Origin of the sequence: Sphingomonas glacialis (assembly GCF_014653575.1) — a bacterium.
In the GTDB taxonomy this organism is placed as follows: Bacteria; Pseudomonadota; Alphaproteobacteria; order Sphingomonadales; family Sphingomonadaceae; genus Sphingomonas; species Sphingomonas glacialis.
In genome coordinates this window covers 230,783-247,288 of the sequence record NZ_BNAQ01000003.1, presented here as the reverse complement: position 1 = coordinate 247,288, position 16,506 = coordinate 230,783, and the positions used below count along the sequence as shown (strand labels likewise).

Genomic DNA, 16,506 nt, shown 5'->3' with positions numbered 1-16,506 from the left:
CGTTATATTGCGGTGTAGCAACGACTTACATCGCGCTGAGTGGGGGCACGGGAACACCATGAAAACTATCGTCGCTGTTGTGCTGCTGTGCGTCCCGAGCCTTGCTTATGCGAGCGACGCGGTCCCCGCGGACGCTCCGATCGAGAAAGAAAAGACGGTCTGCCGCAGCCAGGAAGCGACCGGGTCGCTGTTCGTCAAGCGTGTCTGCCGCACCAAGGCGGAATGGGCGACGCTCGACCTCGAGGGGCAGCGCTCGGCCGAGCACATGCAGAACCAGAGCCGCGGCAACGGCGTCGACGTCCCGCGCTGAGCGATCAGCGTCGGTCAAATGCGGCGAGTTCGTAGGCGATCGACGCTTCGACCAGCTGTTCCCACAGATTGGCGACGATCCGTTCGGGCACGCCGGCCGCCTGCGCCGCGGCGCAGGCATTGGCGATGACCTGGGCCTTGCGCGCTTCGTCGCGCACCGCCGTGCGCGCGGGTTTGATCCGCGCGGCGGCATCCATGTACGCGAAGCGCCGTGCCAGCAGCGCGATCAGTTCGCGGTCGACCTGGTCGACGCCGGCGCGGACCTCGATCATGGTGGTGCAGTCGGGGCCTGACAGGATTTCGCTCATGCCCGCGGTCTTGGCGTGACGGGCCGCAGCTGTCCAGCTTGACTCACACGGCCCACGCGGCTAAGCGCCCACCTTCGCAAATGGCCCCGCACCCCGGTGAAGTGGTGGCCCTGCCTTGATCCTCCAAAGATCTGGATAGAGCGATACCGGGTATCGATCGCCTGCCCCGGCAGGTGGTCTTGTCACGAAGCACTTGCCAAGGAATATCACATGTCGAAGCGTTCAAGCGCAAAGTACAAGCTCGATCGCCGGATGGGCGAGAACATCTGGGGTCGTCCCAAGTCGCCCGTCAACAAGCGCGAATATGGCCCCGGCCAGCACGGCCAGCGCCGCAAGGGCAAGGTCTCGGACTTCGGCATCCAGCTGCGCGCCAAGCAGAAGCTTAAGGGCTATTATGGCGACGTGACCGAGAAGCAGTTCCGCGCGTGCTACACCGAGGCAGCGCGCATGAAGGGCGACACCGGCCAGAACCTGATCGGCCTGCTCGAGCAGCGTCTCGACATGATCGTCTATCGCGCCAAGTTCGCACCGACCGTCTGGGCGGCGCGTCAGCTCGTTTCGCACGGCCACATCCGCGTCAACGGCGTGAAGTGCAACATCGCGTCGCGTCGCTGCTTCGTCGGTGACGAGATCACGCTGGGCACCAAGGCCAAGGAAATGGCGCTGGTGCTCGAAGCGCAGCAGCTCGCCGAGCGCGAAATCCCCGATTATGTCGCGCCCGACGGTGCGGCGAAGGTCACCTTCACGCGCGTGCCGGCGCTCGACGAAGTGCCCTATCCGGTGAAGATGGAACCGAACCTGGTGGTCGAGTTCTACAGCCGCTGAGGCGAGGCGCTAGCGAAGCTAGCGCCAGCCATACTCAGCGGCTCGGCCGGCGGTGCCCGAGGCACCGACCGACGCCGTGGCTTCGCCACGGCGCCGATCCGAACCAAGAAGGGCGGCCCCGCATCGGGCCGCCCTTTTTCGTGTCACTTGATGCCGAGCGACGTGCGCAGGAATGTATCGGTCTTGTCGAGCATCTTCGTGCGCGCGGTAGTATCGTCGAGCTGATGATCGAGCCCCTTGAACTCGACCAGCTCGACTTGCTTGTGCGCGCTGCGCAGCCGGCTCGCCATCGTGCGCGATTCGCCGATGCCGACATTCTGGTCCATGTCGCCGTGGAACAGCAGCACCGGCGCGGCGATCTGCGCGGCGTTCAGCGCAGGCGATCCCTCGCGGATATGCGGGCCCTTGCCGACAAACGCATCGACCAGCGCGAAGCTCTCATAATGGTCGTGCTCGTGGCGCCACGTGTCGAGATCGGTGACCGGCGCGATCGCGACGATCGCCTTGAACAGCGCAGGGTCGAGGATCGGCGATTGCAGCGCGGCATAGCCGCCATACGACCATCCGACGATCGCGAGCCCGCCCGGCGCGGCGATGCCCTGCTTGACCATCCAGCGCCCGGCATCGTTGACGTCGCCGATCGCGATGCGCCACGATTTGAAACCGTTTTGCTGGAACCATGTATCGCCATAACCGGTCGATCCGCGATAGTTCGGCTGGAGCACGGCGTAGCCGCGCGCGGCGAGGAACTGGACCAGCCAGTCGAAGCCCCATTCGTCGCGGTCGCCCGGGCCGCCGTGCGGCATGACGATCGCGGGTAGCCCCTTGCCCGATCCGCCCACCGGGAGCGTCAGATAGGCCGGGATCGGCGTGCCGTCGGCGGCGGGAAAGGTGATCGCCTTGACCGGGGCAAGCTTCGCTTCCTCGAGCGGCGGGCGCGCGAGCAGCAGAGCGTCGAGGTGTCGCGTCTTCTTGTCGAACACCATGTACTTGCCGGGATCGATATCGCTTCCGGTCCACAGCAACAGCTTCGATTCATCCGCGCTGGCGTCGATGAAGCGGACCAGCGGGGTGCCCGGCATCGCCTTGGACAGGCTCAGCGACAGCTTCTTGAGCTCGGGGTCGAAGAAATCGGTCTGGCGGCGATCGGTGACGAAGCTCACGCCGACCACGCGGTTGTGACGCCCGATGCGGACCAGCCCGGCGACATCGACGTCGGGGCGCGAATAGACGAGCTCCCGCTTGAGGCTGCCATCGAGCGCGATCTTGAACAGCGCGCGCCGCCCGTCGAGATTATCGAAGCCATAGACCACGTCGAGCGCGGGATCGACGGCATAGGGATCGAACCCGGATTCGGTCTGTGCGTCGCCGGTGACGGTGCTGAGCGGCAGCCATTTGGTCGTGCCGGCCTTGCGATAGACATAGCGGATATGCGTCGCGCCATAGCCGCTGCTCGTTTTCGGCCGGATGCCGGCGATGCGAACGGTCCCGCGCCCGTCGGAGATATATTCCTCGGTATCCGCGCGCGCGGGCTCGACGAAGCTGCGGCGCAGTGTCGCGGGATCGACGCGTTCGACGGCGAGACCGTGGTCGGTCTCGTTGAGATGCGTGCCGGTACTGTATTCGGGAACGACCTGGCGCGTCATCAGCAGCGTGGCGCCGCTGGGGTCGCCCTGCCAGTCGATGATGCGCCCGCCATTCTGCATCACGCCAAGCGCGTCGGTCGAGGTCCTGGCGCTGAGCAGCTTGAGGTTCTTGCCATCGGCCTGCACCGTGATCAGCCGATCGAAGCCGACCATGTCGCTGACCTTGCCGTCGGTGAAGCGCAGCCCGCAGACTAGCCGGTCGTTGGTGGCCCATTGGCAATAATCGAGCTGCTCCTTCTCGCCGCTCGAGCCGAACACGCGGACCAATGGTTCGGCCGAATCGACCGTCAGCACGAACGCCGCGACGCCGCGATCGCCCGCGCTCATCAGCACGACGGCGCGTTTGCCATCGGGCGAAAGGCTGATCTGCTGCACCGATTCGCGCGCGCCGAAGCGCTGCGCGTCGGTCAGCGCGGTGGGTGCGGTCGCCGCTGCATCCGGGGCCGCGCTCGCGGCAAGCGGTGATGTGGCAACGCAGGCGATCAGCGCTGCGCGCAGCATATGTCGTGTCATGGAATCCCCCCTATGATTCCGCACGATACCGCGTTTCCGATCCCCCGCAAGCGACCCGTTCCGGAGCGTTGCGCGTTTGATCGTGGCCTGCCAGAACGGTGCGCGAAATCCAGTAAAAGGGCTTGCCGATGCGCCTCTCCCCGACGTTTGCCGTGATCCTGGGCGCGGCCGCGCTATCGACGAGTGCGACCGCGCAAACCGCGCCAGCGATATCCGTGCAGACGCTCAAGGACGTCACGAAGACGCTGTCGTCCGACGCGTACGAAGGCCGCAAGCCGACCACGCCGGGCGAGGACAAGGCGACCGACTATATCGTCGCGCGCTTCAAGGCGGCGGGGCTCAAGCCGGGCAACAATGGCAGCTGGTTCCAGCCCGTCCCGCTCGTCGAACTCACCGCGCGCGACGTGACGCCGATGACCTTCAGCGGCGGCAAGACGCCGGTCGCGCTGCAGTATCGCCAAGACATGGTGCTCGCGACCTATCGCGTCACGCCGACGATCGCGATCAAGGATTCGCCCGTCGTGTTCGTCGGCTACGGCATCACCGCGCCCGAACGCGGGTGGGATGACTATGCCGGGGTCGATGTCCACGGCAAGACCGTCGTGATCCTCGTCAACGATCCCGACTGGCAGACGCCCGGCCGCGATGGGCTCTTCGAGGGTAAGGCGATGACCTATTACGGCCGCTGGACCTACAAGTTCGAGGAAGCCGCGCGCCACGGCGCGACCGCGGCGATCATCGTCCACGATACCGAGCCTGCCGCCTATGGCTGGGGCGTCGTCCAGTCGAGCTGGACCGGCCCGCAATTGGAGCTCGACGAGAAGGGCGACCATGCCGACCAGAGCGCGGCGATCGGCTGGATGCAGCTTGCCAAGGCAAAGGACCTGTTCGCCAGCGCCGGGCAGAATTTCGAGACGCTCAGCGCCTCCGCCAAGACCAAGGGTTTCACGGCCGTACCGCTCGGCGTGACGGCGTCGGTCAGCTTCGCCAACACGATCAAGCGCCAGGCGTCGAAGAACGTGATCGGCATCCTGCCCGGCAAGACGGCGCCGAAGGACTATGTCTTCTACACCGCGCACTGGGACCATCTCGGCCACTGCGATGCGGTCAACGGCGATGACATCTGCAACGGCGCGCTCGACAATGCGAGCGGCGTCGCCGGGCTCGTCGCGCTCGCCGAGGCCAATGCCAAGACCGGGCCAGCGAAGCGCTCGCTCGTCTTCTTGTCGGTGACGTGCGAGGAATGCGGGCTGCTCGGGTCGCGTTATTATGCCGAGCATCCGATCTATCCGCTCGCGCAGACCGTCGGCGGGGTGAATATGGACGGGCTCAACGTCAAAGGCCGGACCCGGGATTTCGTCGTGGCTGGCGCTGGCAAGTCCGAGCTCGAGGATCGCATGAAGCTGCTGGTCGAAGCGCAGGATCGCGTGATCAAGCCCGAGCCCAATCCCGAGCGCGGCGGGTATTTCCGTTCGGACCATTTCAGCTTCGCCAAATTGGGCGTGCCGATGTTCGATGGCGGCGCGGGCGAGGATCTGCGCGTCGGCGGTGTCGCAGCGGGACACGCCGCGACGCTCGATTATATCCAAAACCGCTATCACAAGCCGCAGGACGAATATAATGCGGCGTGGGATTGGTCGGGCGCGGTCGAGGACGTTCAGCTCTATTATGCGCTGGGGCGTCAGCTCGCCGATGGCACCGATTGGCCCAATTGGTACAAATCCGCGGAATTCCGCGCCGTTCGCGACACGAGTCGTGCAGGGAAATAACGTATGTCGAAGCTGCTGCCGCCCGCGGAATGGGCACCGCACGCCGCGGTGTGGATCGGGTTTCCGAGCCATCCCGAGCTGTGGGAGGACGATCTCGACGCCGCGCGCGACGAAGTGACCGCGTTCGGGCGCGCGGTCCATGCCGAGGGTCGCGGCGAGCGCGTCATCCTCGTTGCCGCTGACGAGGATGCGGCCGAGGCGGCACGCAGCCTGGCGGGGGATTTCGCCGAGATCGTGGTCGAACCGTTCGGCGACATCTGGCTGCGCGACACCGGGCCGATCGTGCTGTCGGACCACAGCGCGCGCGATTTCCGCTTCAACGGCTGGGGCGGCAAATACGATTTGCCCGGCGACGACGATGTCGGGTTGCGGCTCGCGGCGAGCAAGCTGCTGCCGGTCACCCCGTGCGACTGGGTGCTCGAGGGCGGCGCGATCGATGGCGATGGCACCGGGCTCGTCGTCACCACCGAGCAATGCCTGCTCAACCCCAACCGCAACCCCGCGCTCAGCAAGGCCGAGATCGAGCGGCGGTTGCACGACGATCTCGGTCTCGACCAAGTCCTGTGGCTCGGCGAGGGGCTGATGAACGATCATACCGACGGGCATGTCGACAATCTCGCGCGCTTCGTCGCGCCCGGCGTGCTGGCGATCCCGCAGGCGGCCGAGAACGACCCCAACTGGCTGGTCTATCAGCATGCCGCCGCCGCGGCCGAAGCGATGCCGGGGATCACCGTGGTGCGGATTCCGTCGCCCGGCCGCGTGCTGCGCGACGAGGAGATCGTGCCGGCGAGCTATATGAACTTCTATATCGGCAATGCCGCGGTGGTGGTGCCGCTCTACGGCGCGCCCAACGACGAATCGGCGGTCGCGGCGGTGCAGCAGCTGTTCCCGGGCCGGACTGCGGTTGGCTTGCGCGCCGATGCGATCCTGACCGGCGGCGGGAGCTTCCACTGCATCTCGCAGCAAGTGCCCGCCTGATTCGGGGTTAGAGCCGGCCGATCAGCCGTTCGATGGCGTGGTGATCGGTCGAGCTCTCGCCGCAATCGCGCTCGATCATCCGACGGATGCCTTCGAGCTCGTCCTGCGTCAGATGCTCGATCCCGATGAACGCGTTGCGCGCATCGGTGGTCGCGCGGATGATCTCGTCGAGCTTGGCCTGGATCGCCGAGGCGTCGCGATTCTGCGCGTTCTGGATGAGGAACACCATCAGGAAGGTGACGACGGTGGTGCCGGTGTTGATCACCAGCTGCCACGTGTCGGAATAGTGGAACAGCGGCCCGGTCACGCCCCAGATCACGATTACCGACAGCGCGAGGACGAAGGCGGGCGGGCGCCCTGCCCAGCCCGTCGCCTTTTGCGCGATCGTTTCGAACAGCTTTTCCACGCCCAATTCCTTTTGCGTCTTTGAATCGCGGCGGCGAAGCCCGATATGGCGGCGCATGACCGAAATCACCGTCGCTGCGCTGCAACTCGCCTTCTCCGCCGATATGGACGCGAATATCGCGCATGTCTCAGATCTCGTGCGCGAGGCCGCCGGCAAGGGCGCGCAAGTGATCCTGCCGCCCGAATTGTTCGAGGGCGAATATTTCTGCCGTGTCGAGGACGAAGGGTTGTTCGCGAACGCGAAGCCCGTCGGCGTCCACAAGGCGGTGCTCGCGATGCAGGATCTCGCCAAGGAGCTTGGCGTCTACATCCCGACGAGCTTCTTCGAGGCGGACGGCCCGCATCATTACAATTCGCTCGCGATGATCGGGCCCGATGGTGGCGTGATGGGGGTCTATCGCAAGAGCCACATTCCCGACGGGCCGGGCTATGAGGAGAAATTCTATTTCCGCCCGGGCAATACCGGCTTCAAGGTGTGGCCCGGCCCGGATGCGACGACGCTCGGCGTCGGCGTGTGCTGGGATCAATGGTATCCCGAAACCGCGCGCGCGCTGATGCTGATGGGGGCGGAGATCCTGTTCTACCCGACCGCGATCGGCAGCGAGCCGCACGACACCTCGCTCGACACCGCGCGGCTGTGGCGGCGCGCGATGGTCGGGCATGCCGTGTCGAACGTCGTTCCGGTGGTCGCCGCGAATCGCATCGGCGTCGAGCACGGCCAAACCTTTTACGGGACGAGCTTTATCACCGACGAGCGCGGCGACATCCTCGCCGAGCTGGGGCGCGAGGAGACGGGCGTCATCACCGCTACGATCGACCTCGACCGGGTCAAGCGCCACCGCGCCGCGTTCGGCTTCTTCCGCGATCGCCGCCCCGATCTCTACGGGCGGCTGGTGCAGGATATCTGACGCGGGGCGGTCAGCCCGCCGCGCGCAGTTCCAAGGCGCGCGCGAACACCGCCTCGAACATCTCGGCGGTGAGCCGCCCGGTGCTCTGGTTGTAGCTCGAGCAGTGATAGCTATCGATCAGGATGCGCCCGTCGGGCATGCGATGCTCGGCACCGTGCGCGAAGCGGCATTTGGGGAGGCGTCCGCCGAGGATCTTGACCGCCGACTGATGCGCCACCTGGCCGAGCGCGATGAACACGCGCGCGCTGGGGACCGCATCGGCCTGCGCTTCGAGGAAGGGGCGGCAGGTGCGGATTTCCTCGGGCGTCGGCTTGTTTTCGGGCGGGAGACATTTGACCGCGTTGACGATCATCACGCCGTCGAGCTGGAGCGTGTCGTCGGGCTTGCCCTCATAGTCGCCAGTGGCGAGCCCGAACTTGGCGAGCGTATCGAACAACAATGGCCCCGAGCGATCGCCGGTGAACGGCCGCCCGGTACGATTCGCGCCGAACTGGCCAGGGGCGAGGCCGACGATGCCGAGCCACGCCTGCGGATCGCCGAACGCGGGGACGGGAGCGTTCCACCACGCTGGATGTTCGACGCGCAACGTCTCGCGCAAGCCGACAAGGCGGGGGCAAAGCGGGCAATCGCGCGAAGGTTCGGTTTCGGGCAGCGGGCTGGGTGCGAAGTTCATCGCGATGCGATAGGCAGGTTTGGGTGAGCAACTCAACCTGTACCCTGCGCCAAGCCCCCTGCTATGCGATTGCGATCGGATCGAATCGGCGCGGAGTGCATGGCAGCCCGGTGGCGGAAGTCGCCGCAGCGATCGCGGCGCTCGGCGGTGTCGTCGCCGAATCCCCTGTATCGAGCAGTGCCCCGATCGGACCGTCGATTCGACGCTTCGCCAATGCCGTCGTGCTGATCGAGAGCGAGGTCGCGCCGCCTGCGATGCTCGCGCGGCTCAAGGCGATCGAGCGCGCTTTCGGGCGGCGGCGTGGCGCGCGCTGGGGCGCACGCGTGATCGATCTCGATATCGTCGCCTGGTCGGGCGGCGCATGGCGATCGAAAGGGCTGCGCGTCCCGCACGCCGCCTTCCAGGACCGCGATTTCGTGCTCGCGCCCTTGTACGCGATTGCGCCCGTTTGGCGCGATCCGCGGACCGGTTTGACCCCGCGCCACCTGCTCGCGCGATTGCGCAAGGTTAAGCGCCTGGGTTGACCCATCCGGCAACCGCTCCTAACGCGAGCCCGGTGTGGGCCCATAGCTCAGTTGGTAGAGCAACGGACTTTTAATCTGTAGGTCATGGGTTCGAGTCCCATTGGGCCCACCACCGGCACGCAAGGATGCCTCGATGCCGCCCCCAGCCCCCGATGTCCGCCACCCGCCCTGGACGATCGTCGCGGTCGCGGCGCTGACCGGCGCTGGCGGGGCGTTGTTGTTGCTCGGTGCCTTGATCGATCGCGGGCTGCAGTTCGGGTTCGACCGCGCGATCCTGTTATGGGCGCGCGGCGGGGTGGCGCATGGCGTGCCGCCAGGGCCGGCCTGGCTGACGCAAAGCGTCGTCGATGTGACTGCACTCGGCGGGCCGACCGTGTTGGTCCTGGTCGCCGCGCTGGCGGCGGGGCTGTTGATCGTCCAGCGACATTGGCTGACGCTCGCTTTGGTGCTGGGCGGAACGATCAGCGGATCGATCGTGGTAACGCTGGTCAAGGCGCTGGTCGGGCGGACGCGGCCGACGGTGACCGATCACCTCGTTTCGGTCTACAATGCGAGCTTCCCGAGCGGCCACGCCGCGAACAGCGCGTGCGTCTATCTGACGCTCGCGCTGTTGCTGCTGCAAATCACCGAGCATCGTGCGCTCCGGCGCTATGTGCTCGGCGCAGCGCTGCTGCTCGTCACGGCGATCGGGTGCAGCCGCGTCTATCTCGGCGTGCATTGGCCGAGCGACGTGCTCGCCGGCTGGACGTTCGGCGGGCTGTGGGCGGTCGCGTGGTGGTCACTGGGTGCTGCGCTGCGGTTGCGGATCGCGCGCCGCAGGACCGCCGCCTAGCCACCGATTCGCGCTTCGTTCATCTGCCCGCAAGGTGGCGCGGGCCACCGCTGCGCCTACACGGCCGAATCGTTTCCGGGAGTCGACGAAACGGTCTTGTGATAATATCACATAACATCTACTGCACTGCACAACGCATCTTGAAAGGCCGCCTCCCGCATGATCCGAGCCACTCTGTTGTCCAGCGCTGCGCTGCTGTCGGTCGCACCGATCGCCGCTTATGCCGCCCCCGAAGCCACGCCGGCACCGGTTGCCGCCAGCACCGATGACCAGACTGCGCCGTCGACCGCAAAGAGCGGTCCCGACATCGTCGTCACCGGCCGCCTCGATGCGGCGCGCGCCTCGATCCAGCCGAGCCTCGGCGCGACGACCTACACGATCACCAGCGAGACGATCAAAGCGCTCCCCGGGGGCGAGAATCAGCAGCTCAACCAGATCCTGCTGCAATTGCCCGGCGTCGTGCAGGATGGCGGCGGCCAGTTCCATGTCCGTGACGACCACAACAACCTGCAATACCGCATCAACGGCACGATCCTGCCCGAGGGGGTCGCGGTGTTCGGCCAGACGCTCTCGCCGCGCCTCGTCGAGCGCTTCGATCTGCGCACCGGCGCGCTGCCGGCACAATACGGCCTGCGCACCGCGGGCATCATCGACATCACCACCAAGAACGGTTTCAAGAATGCCGGCCAGGTGGCGCTGTATGGCGGCACCAACGACACCGTGCAGCCGAGCTTCGATTATGGCGGCTCGACCGGCAACACCAACTACTTCGTCACCGGCAGCTACAAGCACAGCAATATCGGAATCGAGTCGGTCGACGGCAGCCGCACGCCGCTCCACGACGTGACCAACCAGTATCAAGGCTTCGTCTATGTCGACCACACGCTCGACGAAAACAATCGCGTCTCGTTCATGGGCGGCTATTCCGACCAGAGCTTCCAGATCCCCAATCCGCGCGGGCTGACCCCGGGCAACGGCTACAATGTCGGCGGCGTCACCGATTTCCGCAGCGAGGACCTCGACGAGCGCCAGCGCGAGCGCACTGCCTTCGGCCTCGCCAGTCTGCTCCACGATGCCGGGCCGGTGACGCTCCAAGCCTCGCTGTTCGCGCGCTATTCGTCGCTGCGCTACACCCCCGACGTGACGGGCGAATTGCTGTTCAACGGCATTGCGCAAAAGGCGTTCAAGCAGGACTTCACCTTCGGCGGCCAGCTCGAGGCGGCCTATCGGCTGTCGAGCGCGCACACGCTGCGCGCCGGCGTGATCATCTCGCGCGATCGCAGCAATTCGCAGACCAGCGCGCAGGTGTTTCAGCTCGACGCGGGTGGCGCACAGCTCGGCCAGCCGATCACCGTGATCGACAACAGTGCGACGACCGAGATGACCTACAGCGTCTATCTGCAGGACGAATGGAAGATCGCCGAGCCGCTGATCGTCAATTTCGGCGGACGCTTCGATCATTATAACGGCTTCCGCGCCGAATCGCAGTTTAGCCCCCGCATCAACGCGGTGCTGACGCCGTCGAACGGGCTGACGCTGCACGCCGGCTATGCGCGCTATTTCTCGCCCGCGCCCTTTTCGAACGTCGCGACGACGAGCGTCCTGAAGTTCCGCGGCACGAGCGCACAGGCGCCGGGCGACAACGGCGTGACGACTCCGCTCGCCACCGCCCCATTTGCCGAGCGGCAGGATTATTTCGACGTCGGCGCGCAGCAGAAACTGGGCCGCTTCACGCTCGGGATCGACGCCTATCATCGCCGGTCGCGCAACCTGGTCGACGAAGGCCAGTTCGGTGCGCCGATCATTCTCACGCCGTTCAATTACACGCGCGGGCGGATCGACGGGATCGAAGGCAATGTCTCGTACCAGCACGGGCCGGTGTTCGCCTATGCCAATTTCTCCTACGCCAAGGCGCAGGGTCTGGGGATCGCGTCGGGGCAGTTCAACTTCGACCCGGGCGACGTCGCCTATATCGCGCGCAACTACATCTATCTCGACCACGACCAGACCTATACCGGCTCGGCCGGCGCGTCGTATCACTTCGACCAGGGGTTCCTGCGCGACAGCAAACTCGGCGGGAGCATGATTTACGGCTCGGGGCTGCGCAAGGACGGCGACGTGCCCAATGGCGGCAAGCTGACGCCCTATGCGGTGTTCAACCTCACCGCGAGCCACGACTTCAAGGGGCCGGGGATCGAGGTGCGCTTCGACGTGCTCAACGTGGCAGACCGGGTGTACGAGATTCGCGACGGCTCTGGGGTCGGCGTCGGCGCGCCGCAATTCGGCGCGCGGCGCGGCTTCATGTTCGGGATCAGCAAGACGATCTGACCCTACTCCCCTCCCGCAAGCGGGAGGGGGGACGTTCAGCCCCGCTCGCCCAGTTTGCGCTCCCACGCCAGCGCATCGCGGACGATGCCGTCGAGGTCGGCGCGCTCAGGCGTCCAGTCGAGCGTGGCGAGGATCGCGCGATTGTCGGCGACGAGTTCGCCGGCATCGCCCGCGCGGCGGCCTTCGATGATGCGGGTCAGTTTCATGTTGGTGACCCGGTCGACCGCGTCGAGCACTTCGAGCACCGAGAAACCCTTGCCGTAGCCGGCGTTGAGCGTGTGGCTCTTGGCGGGTTCCGCCACGAGGAGGTCGAGCGCGGCGACGTGCGCGGCGGCGAGATCGCTGACATGGATATAGTCGCGCACGCCGGTGCCGTCGGGCGTGTCATAGTCGGTGCCGTAAACGCCGACGCTCGCGCGCTTGCCGAGGGCGGCTTCGACCGCGATCTTGATGAGGTGGGTCGCGCCGACGGTCGACTGGCCGGTGCGCTGCTGTGGGTCGGCGCCGGCGACGTTGAAATAGCGCAGCACCGCATAGTTGATCGGATAGGCGGCGGCGACGTCGCGCAGCATCGCCTCGGTCATCAGCTTCGACATGCCGTACGGGTTGATCGGCACGGTCGGGTCGCCCTCGGCCACGGGCACCTTTTCGGGCGTACCGTAGGTCGCTGCGGTCGAGGAGAAGATGAAGTGCTTCACGCCCGAGGTGACCGCGCTTTCGAGCAAGGCGCGGCTCGCGACGGTGTTGTTGCGATAATATTTGAGCGGGTTCGAGACCGACTCGGGGACGATGATCGATCCGGCGAAATGCATCACGGCGCGGACGTAATGATCGCGCATCGTGCCGCGGACGAGCACGTCATCCTCGATCTCGCCGCGCACCAGCGTCGCGCGGCTGTCGACCAGCCAGTCGAACCCGGTCGAAAGATTGTCGAACACCACGACGCGGTGCCCCGCGTCGAGCAGCGCCAGCACCGCATGGCTGCCGATATAGCCCGCTCCGCCCGTCACCATTACCGCACCGTCGAGCATCATCCTGTCTCCTTGTCTGGTTCCGCCGTACCCTTGGAGATTGCGCCGCGCCACCGCATTCCTATCTAGGCAGCAGCAACAAAGGATTCGAAGATGGCTAGCGAAGTCGCAACGCTCGCGGGTGGATGTTTCTGGTGCACCGAGGCGGTGTTCAAGGACGTGATCGGCGTCGAGAAGGTCGAAAGCGGGTATATCGGCGGGACGGTGCCCAATCCGACCTACAAGCAAGTGTGCGGTGGCGACACCGGCCATGCCGAGGCGATCCGCGTGACCTTCGACAAGGATCAGGTGTCGTATGGCGAGATCCTCGACATGTTCTTTGCAACGCACGATCCGACGCAGCTCAACCGCCAGGGCAACGATGTCGGCACGCAATATCGCTCGGCGATCTTCCCCGCCGACGATGCGCAGCGCGACGCGGCCGTCGCGGCGATGCAGCGGGCCGCGAGCGACTGGCCCGCGCCGATCGTCACGACGATCGAGCCGATGTCGACCTGGTATCCGGCCGAGGATTATCACCAGGACTATTGGGACACCGAAGGTCGCGGCAATCCGTATTGCCTCGCGGTGATCCCGCCCAAGCTCGCCAAGCTGCGCAAGAGCTTTGCGGCACGGTCGAAGGCGGCGGTGGGGGCGTAACGCCTCCGCTCAAGTGTCGCGGTGCGCCGCGCGTTTGAGCCGATCGTTGATCGCAGCGCCGATCCCCTCGCTCGGGATTGGCGCGATCGCGATCCGTGTCGATGGTGAGGCGTCTGCCGCGTGCAGCGCAGCGAACAGGTTGGTCGCGGCTTGTGTCAAGTCTGCGGTCGGCGATAGCGTGGCGACGCCGGCTATCGTGCCGAAGCCGATCAGATATTCGTCGGGCGCAGCCGTGGTGGCGTTGAGGCGCAGTGGCTTGCTCGGCGCGTAATGGCTCTCGAGCTGGCCGGGGGCGGTGATCGCCTGAGCTGCCGGGCGGTCTGCTTTCTCTGTTTCGGGCGAAAGCGTGTCGAACGCCGCCAGCGTCTCGCGTGTGATCGGCCCGGGGCGGAGCACGCGCAGGCCTCCCGCGGTCGCGACGATCGTCGATTCGAGTCCTGCTTCGGTCGCGCCGTCATCGACGACAAGCGCAATGCGCCCGTCGAGGCTGGCGACGACATGCTCCGCCCGTGTCGGGCTGATCGCCCCGCTGGCATTGGCCGACGGCGCCGCCAGCGGCTTGCCCGACGCCGCGATCAGCGCGCGCATCGCGCGATGCGCCGGCACGCGCAGCGCGATCGTCGGCAGCCCCGCCGTCACCGCCGCGGCGATCCCCGCATCGGCGCGCACCGGCAGCACCAGCGTCAGCGGTCCCGGCCAGAACGCCTCGGCGAGCGCGCGCGCTACGGAATCGAACTCGGCGATCGCCTCGGCCGCCGCCATGTCGAGGACATGGACGATCAGCGGGTTGAAGCTCGGCCGGCCCTTCGCCGCATAGATCGCCGCGACGGCGGCCGAATCGGTCGCGTCGGCGGCGAGCCCGTAGACCGTCTCGGACGCGATCGCGACCGGCTGGCCGGCCACGATCAGCGCGGCGGCGGCGGCGATCGCGGCCTCGCCGTAGGGTAAGGTCTGCGTCGCAAAAGGCGGGTTTGGCGGGATCATCGGACAGGGCTATAGCCCGGCGCAGCAGCCCCGATAAGGGGCCCTGAGTCAGAGGATCCGCCATGTTCACCCCCGCCACTGCCGACCAGCGTTTCGTGCTCGATCACATCGTCGGCATCGCCGATCTCGCCGCGACCGAACGCTTCGCCGCCGCGAGCGACGACGTCGTCGACGCGGTGCTCGAAGGCGTCGGGCAACTCGCGGCGGGCGAATGGGCGCCGCTGCTGCGCGCCGGCGACACCGTCGGCGCGAAATGGACCCCCGAGGGCGTCGTCATGCCCGACGGCTTCGTGAAGGCGTATCACGATTATGTCGAAGGCGGCTGGGGCACGATCGGCGTTCCCGAAGAATTTGGCGGGCAGGGCCTGCCCTTCGCGATCCAGACCGCGGTGCTCGATACGCTCGGTGGCGCGAACATGGGCTTCGCGCTCGCGCCCACGCTGACCGTCGGTGCGATCGAGGCGCTGGCGCATCACGGCAGCCCCGAGCAGCAGGCGCTGTACCTTCCGCATCTCGCGACCGGCGAATGGACCGGCACGATGAACCTGACCGAGCCGCAGGCCGGGTCCGACGTCGGCGCGCTGCGCTCGACCGCGACGCCGCTCGGCGACGGCAAGTGGAGCATCAAGGGCACCAAGATCTATATCTCGTTCGGCGATCACGACATGGCGCCCAACATCGTCCACCTCGTGCTCGCACGCACGCCGGGCGCACCGGCCGGCACCAAGGGGATTTCGCTGTTCCTCGTGCCCAAGTACCGGCTGGCCGAGGACGGTACGCCGGGCGATTTCAACGACGTCCGCGTCGTCTCGATCGAGCACAAGATGGGGCTGCACGCCTCGCCGACCTGCGTGCTGTCGTTCGGCGACAATGATGACTGTATCGGCGAGCTGATCGGTGGCGAATTCGGCGGCATCCGCGCCATGTTCACGATGATGAACAATGCCCGCCTCAATGTCGGGCTGCAGGGCGTCCAGGTCGCCGAAGCCGCGACGCAGGCGGCGGTGGCCTATGCGCTCGATCGCGTGCAGTCGCCGCGCGCCGGCTCGCCCAGCAAGGAATCGGTCAAGATCGTCGAGCATCCCGACGTCCGCCGCATGCTGCTGCGGATGAAGGCGCAGACACAGGCGGCGCGTGCGCTCGTCTATTACGCCGCGGCGCAAGTCGACCGCGCGGCGCTCGGGCAAGCGGGCGCGCAGGACCGGCTCGAGATCCTCACCCCGCTCGCCAAGGCGCACGGCACCGATATCGGCAACGAAGTCGCCAGCTTCGGCATCCAGGTGCATGGCGGGATGGGCTATGTCGAGGAGACGGGCGCGGCGCAGTTCTTCCGCGATGCGCGCATCACGCCGATCTACGAGGGCACCAACGGCATCCAGGCGGCCGATCTGGTCGGGCGCAAGCTGTCGATGGCCAATGGCGGCGTGTTCGCGCAGCTGATCGCCGACATGCGCGCCGAAGCGCAGGATGCAGGCCTGATCGGTCTGATCGACGCATGCGACGAGATCGGGCGCGGCATGGCGGGGCTCGATGCCGACGACAAGCTCGCGGCGAGCTATCCGTTCCTGACGATGCTCTCGGTCGCGACGTGCGGCTGGCTGATGGAGCGTTCGGGCCGGATCGCGACCGGCGACGATGCCTTCTCGGCGATGAAGCGCGCGGCGTGCGCTTTCTATGTCGCGCAGATCGTCCCCGAGGCGTTGGGGCTCAAGGCGGCGGCGACGGCGAAGGCCGATGTGCTCTATTCGGTCCCGGCCGAAGCCTTCGCGGCCTGAGCCGAGCCCCTGCCGCGCTCACCCCGAATTTTTCGGGGTAGGCGCGCCGCGGCCCCCGA

General features: G+C 66.6%; 16 protein-coding genes and 1 tRNA gene. 11 read left to right on the top strand and 6 right to left on the bottom strand.

Going from position 1 to position 16,506, the window contains the following annotated elements; genetic code table 11:
- Positions 1-58 precede the first annotated feature (58 nt).
- A complete protein-coding gene (locus IE187_RS11840) occupies positions 59-310 on the top strand; it encodes a hypothetical protein (RefSeq protein WP_189676429.1) in 252 nt (83 codons plus the stop codon).
- A 4-nt stretch (positions 311-314) separates the two neighbouring features.
- Here IE187_RS11840 and IE187_RS11835 read toward each other — a convergent pair whose 3' ends face one another.
- Positions 315-617 carry a chorismate mutase gene (locus IE187_RS11835; protein ID WP_189676428.1) on the bottom strand — a complete coding sequence of 101 codons (303 nt, stop codon included), beginning with the start codon at positions 615-617 and terminating at the stop codon, positions 315-317.
- A 210-nt stretch (positions 618-827) separates the two neighbouring features.
- Here IE187_RS11835 and rpsD point away from each other — a divergent pair, with 210 nt between their 5' ends.
- A complete protein-coding gene (rpsD, locus tag IE187_RS11830) occupies positions 828-1,442 on the top strand; it encodes a 30S ribosomal protein S4 (protein WP_133191387.1) in 615 nt (204 codons plus the stop codon).
- Between the two features lie 143 nt (positions 1,443-1,585).
- Here rpsD and IE187_RS11825 read toward each other — a convergent pair whose 3' ends face one another.
- Complete coding sequence (locus tag IE187_RS11825; protein ID WP_189676427.1) at positions 1,586-3,601, bottom strand: alpha/beta hydrolase family protein; 2,016 nt, start codon at positions 3,599-3,601, stop codon at positions 1,586-1,588.
- A gap of 128 nt (positions 3,602-3,729) precedes the next feature.
- On the opposite strand from IE187_RS11825, the gene IE187_RS11820 reads away from it, so the two are divergent.
- Together IE187_RS11820 and IE187_RS11815 are read left to right on the top strand one after the other, a co-directional pair.
- Entirely contained in the window at positions 3,730-5,370 is a 1,641-nt protein-coding gene (locus IE187_RS11820) for a M28 family metallopeptidase (RefSeq protein WP_189676426.1), read from the top strand.
- A gap of 3 nt (positions 5,371-5,373) precedes the next feature.
- Entirely contained in the window at positions 5,374-6,348 is a 975-nt protein-coding gene (locus tag IE187_RS11815) for an agmatine deiminase family protein (protein WP_189676425.1), read from the top strand.
- Between the two features lie 7 nt (positions 6,349-6,355).
- Here IE187_RS11815 and IE187_RS11810 read toward each other — a convergent pair whose 3' ends face one another.
- A complete protein-coding gene (locus IE187_RS11810; RefSeq protein WP_133191391.1) occupies positions 6,356-6,754 on the bottom strand; it encodes a low affinity iron permease family protein in 399 nt (132 codons plus the stop codon).
- 55 nt (positions 6,755-6,809) lie between these two features.
- Here IE187_RS11810 and aguB point away from each other — a divergent pair, with 55 nt between their 5' ends.
- Positions 6,810-7,661 (top strand): N-carbamoylputrescine amidase, encoded by an 852-nt coding sequence (gene aguB, locus IE187_RS11805; RefSeq protein ID WP_189676423.1) that lies wholly within the window; start codon positions 6,810-6,812, stop codon positions 7,659-7,661.
- Between the two features lie 10 nt (positions 7,662-7,671).
- Here the strand turns inward: aguB and IE187_RS11800 are convergent, their stop codons facing one another.
- The gene (locus IE187_RS11800; RefSeq protein ID WP_189676422.1) at positions 7,672-8,334 is read right to left on the bottom strand and encodes a uracil-DNA glycosylase; all 663 of its coding nucleotides are present in this window, start codon (positions 8,332-8,334) and stop codon (positions 7,672-7,674) included.
- A gap of 68 nt (positions 8,335-8,402) precedes the next feature.
- On the opposite strand from IE187_RS11800, the gene folK reads away from it, so the two are divergent.
- The 4 genes from folK to IE187_RS11780 all read left to right on the top strand — a co-directional run bounded on the left by folK (position 8,403) and on the right by IE187_RS11780 (position 12,018).
- On the top strand, positions 8,403-8,858 hold the full coding sequence (gene folK / locus IE187_RS11795) for a 2-amino-4-hydroxy-6-hydroxymethyldihydropteridine diphosphokinase (protein ID WP_268249512.1): 456 nt from the start codon (positions 8,403-8,405) through the stop codon (positions 8,856-8,858).
- A 36-nt stretch (positions 8,859-8,894) separates the two neighbouring features.
- Positions 8,895-8,970: transfer RNA gene (locus IE187_RS11790), tRNA-Lys, on the top strand.
- A gap of 21 nt (positions 8,971-8,991) precedes the next feature.
- Entirely contained in the window at positions 8,992-9,690 is a 699-nt protein-coding gene (locus IE187_RS11785; protein WP_189676421.1) for a phosphatase PAP2 family protein, read from the top strand.
- 159 nt (positions 9,691-9,849) lie between these two features.
- Positions 9,850-12,018 carry a TonB-dependent receptor gene (locus IE187_RS11780; RefSeq protein ID WP_189676420.1) on the top strand — a complete coding sequence of 723 codons (2,169 nt, stop codon included), beginning with the start codon at positions 9,850-9,852 and terminating at the stop codon, positions 12,016-12,018.
- Positions 12,019-12,053: 35 nt separating this feature from the next.
- Here the strand turns inward: IE187_RS11780 and galE are convergent, their stop codons facing one another.
- A complete protein-coding gene (gene galE / locus IE187_RS11775; protein WP_189676656.1) occupies positions 12,054-13,049 on the bottom strand; it encodes a UDP-glucose 4-epimerase GalE in 996 nt (331 codons plus the stop codon).
- Between the two features lie 93 nt (positions 13,050-13,142).
- Here galE and msrA point away from each other — a divergent pair, with 93 nt between their 5' ends.
- Positions 13,143-13,688, top strand: a complete 546-nt coding sequence (gene msrA / locus IE187_RS11770; RefSeq protein ID WP_189676419.1) for a peptide-methionine (S)-S-oxide reductase MsrA — start codon at positions 13,143-13,145, stop codon at positions 13,686-13,688.
- Positions 13,689-13,697: 9 nt separating this feature from the next.
- On the opposite strand, the gene IE187_RS11765 is transcribed toward msrA, so the two are convergent.
- Positions 13,698-14,672 (bottom strand): L-threonylcarbamoyladenylate synthase, encoded by a 975-nt coding sequence (locus IE187_RS11765; RefSeq protein WP_189676418.1) that lies wholly within the window; start codon positions 14,670-14,672, stop codon positions 13,698-13,700.
- A 62-nt stretch (positions 14,673-14,734) separates the two neighbouring features.
- On the opposite strand from IE187_RS11765, the gene IE187_RS11760 reads away from it, so the two are divergent.
- Positions 14,735-16,447 carry an acyl-CoA dehydrogenase family protein gene (locus IE187_RS11760; protein ID WP_189676417.1) on the top strand — a complete coding sequence of 571 codons (1,713 nt, stop codon included), beginning with the start codon at positions 14,735-14,737 and terminating at the stop codon, positions 16,445-16,447.
- Positions 16,448-16,506: the final 59 nt, after the last annotated feature.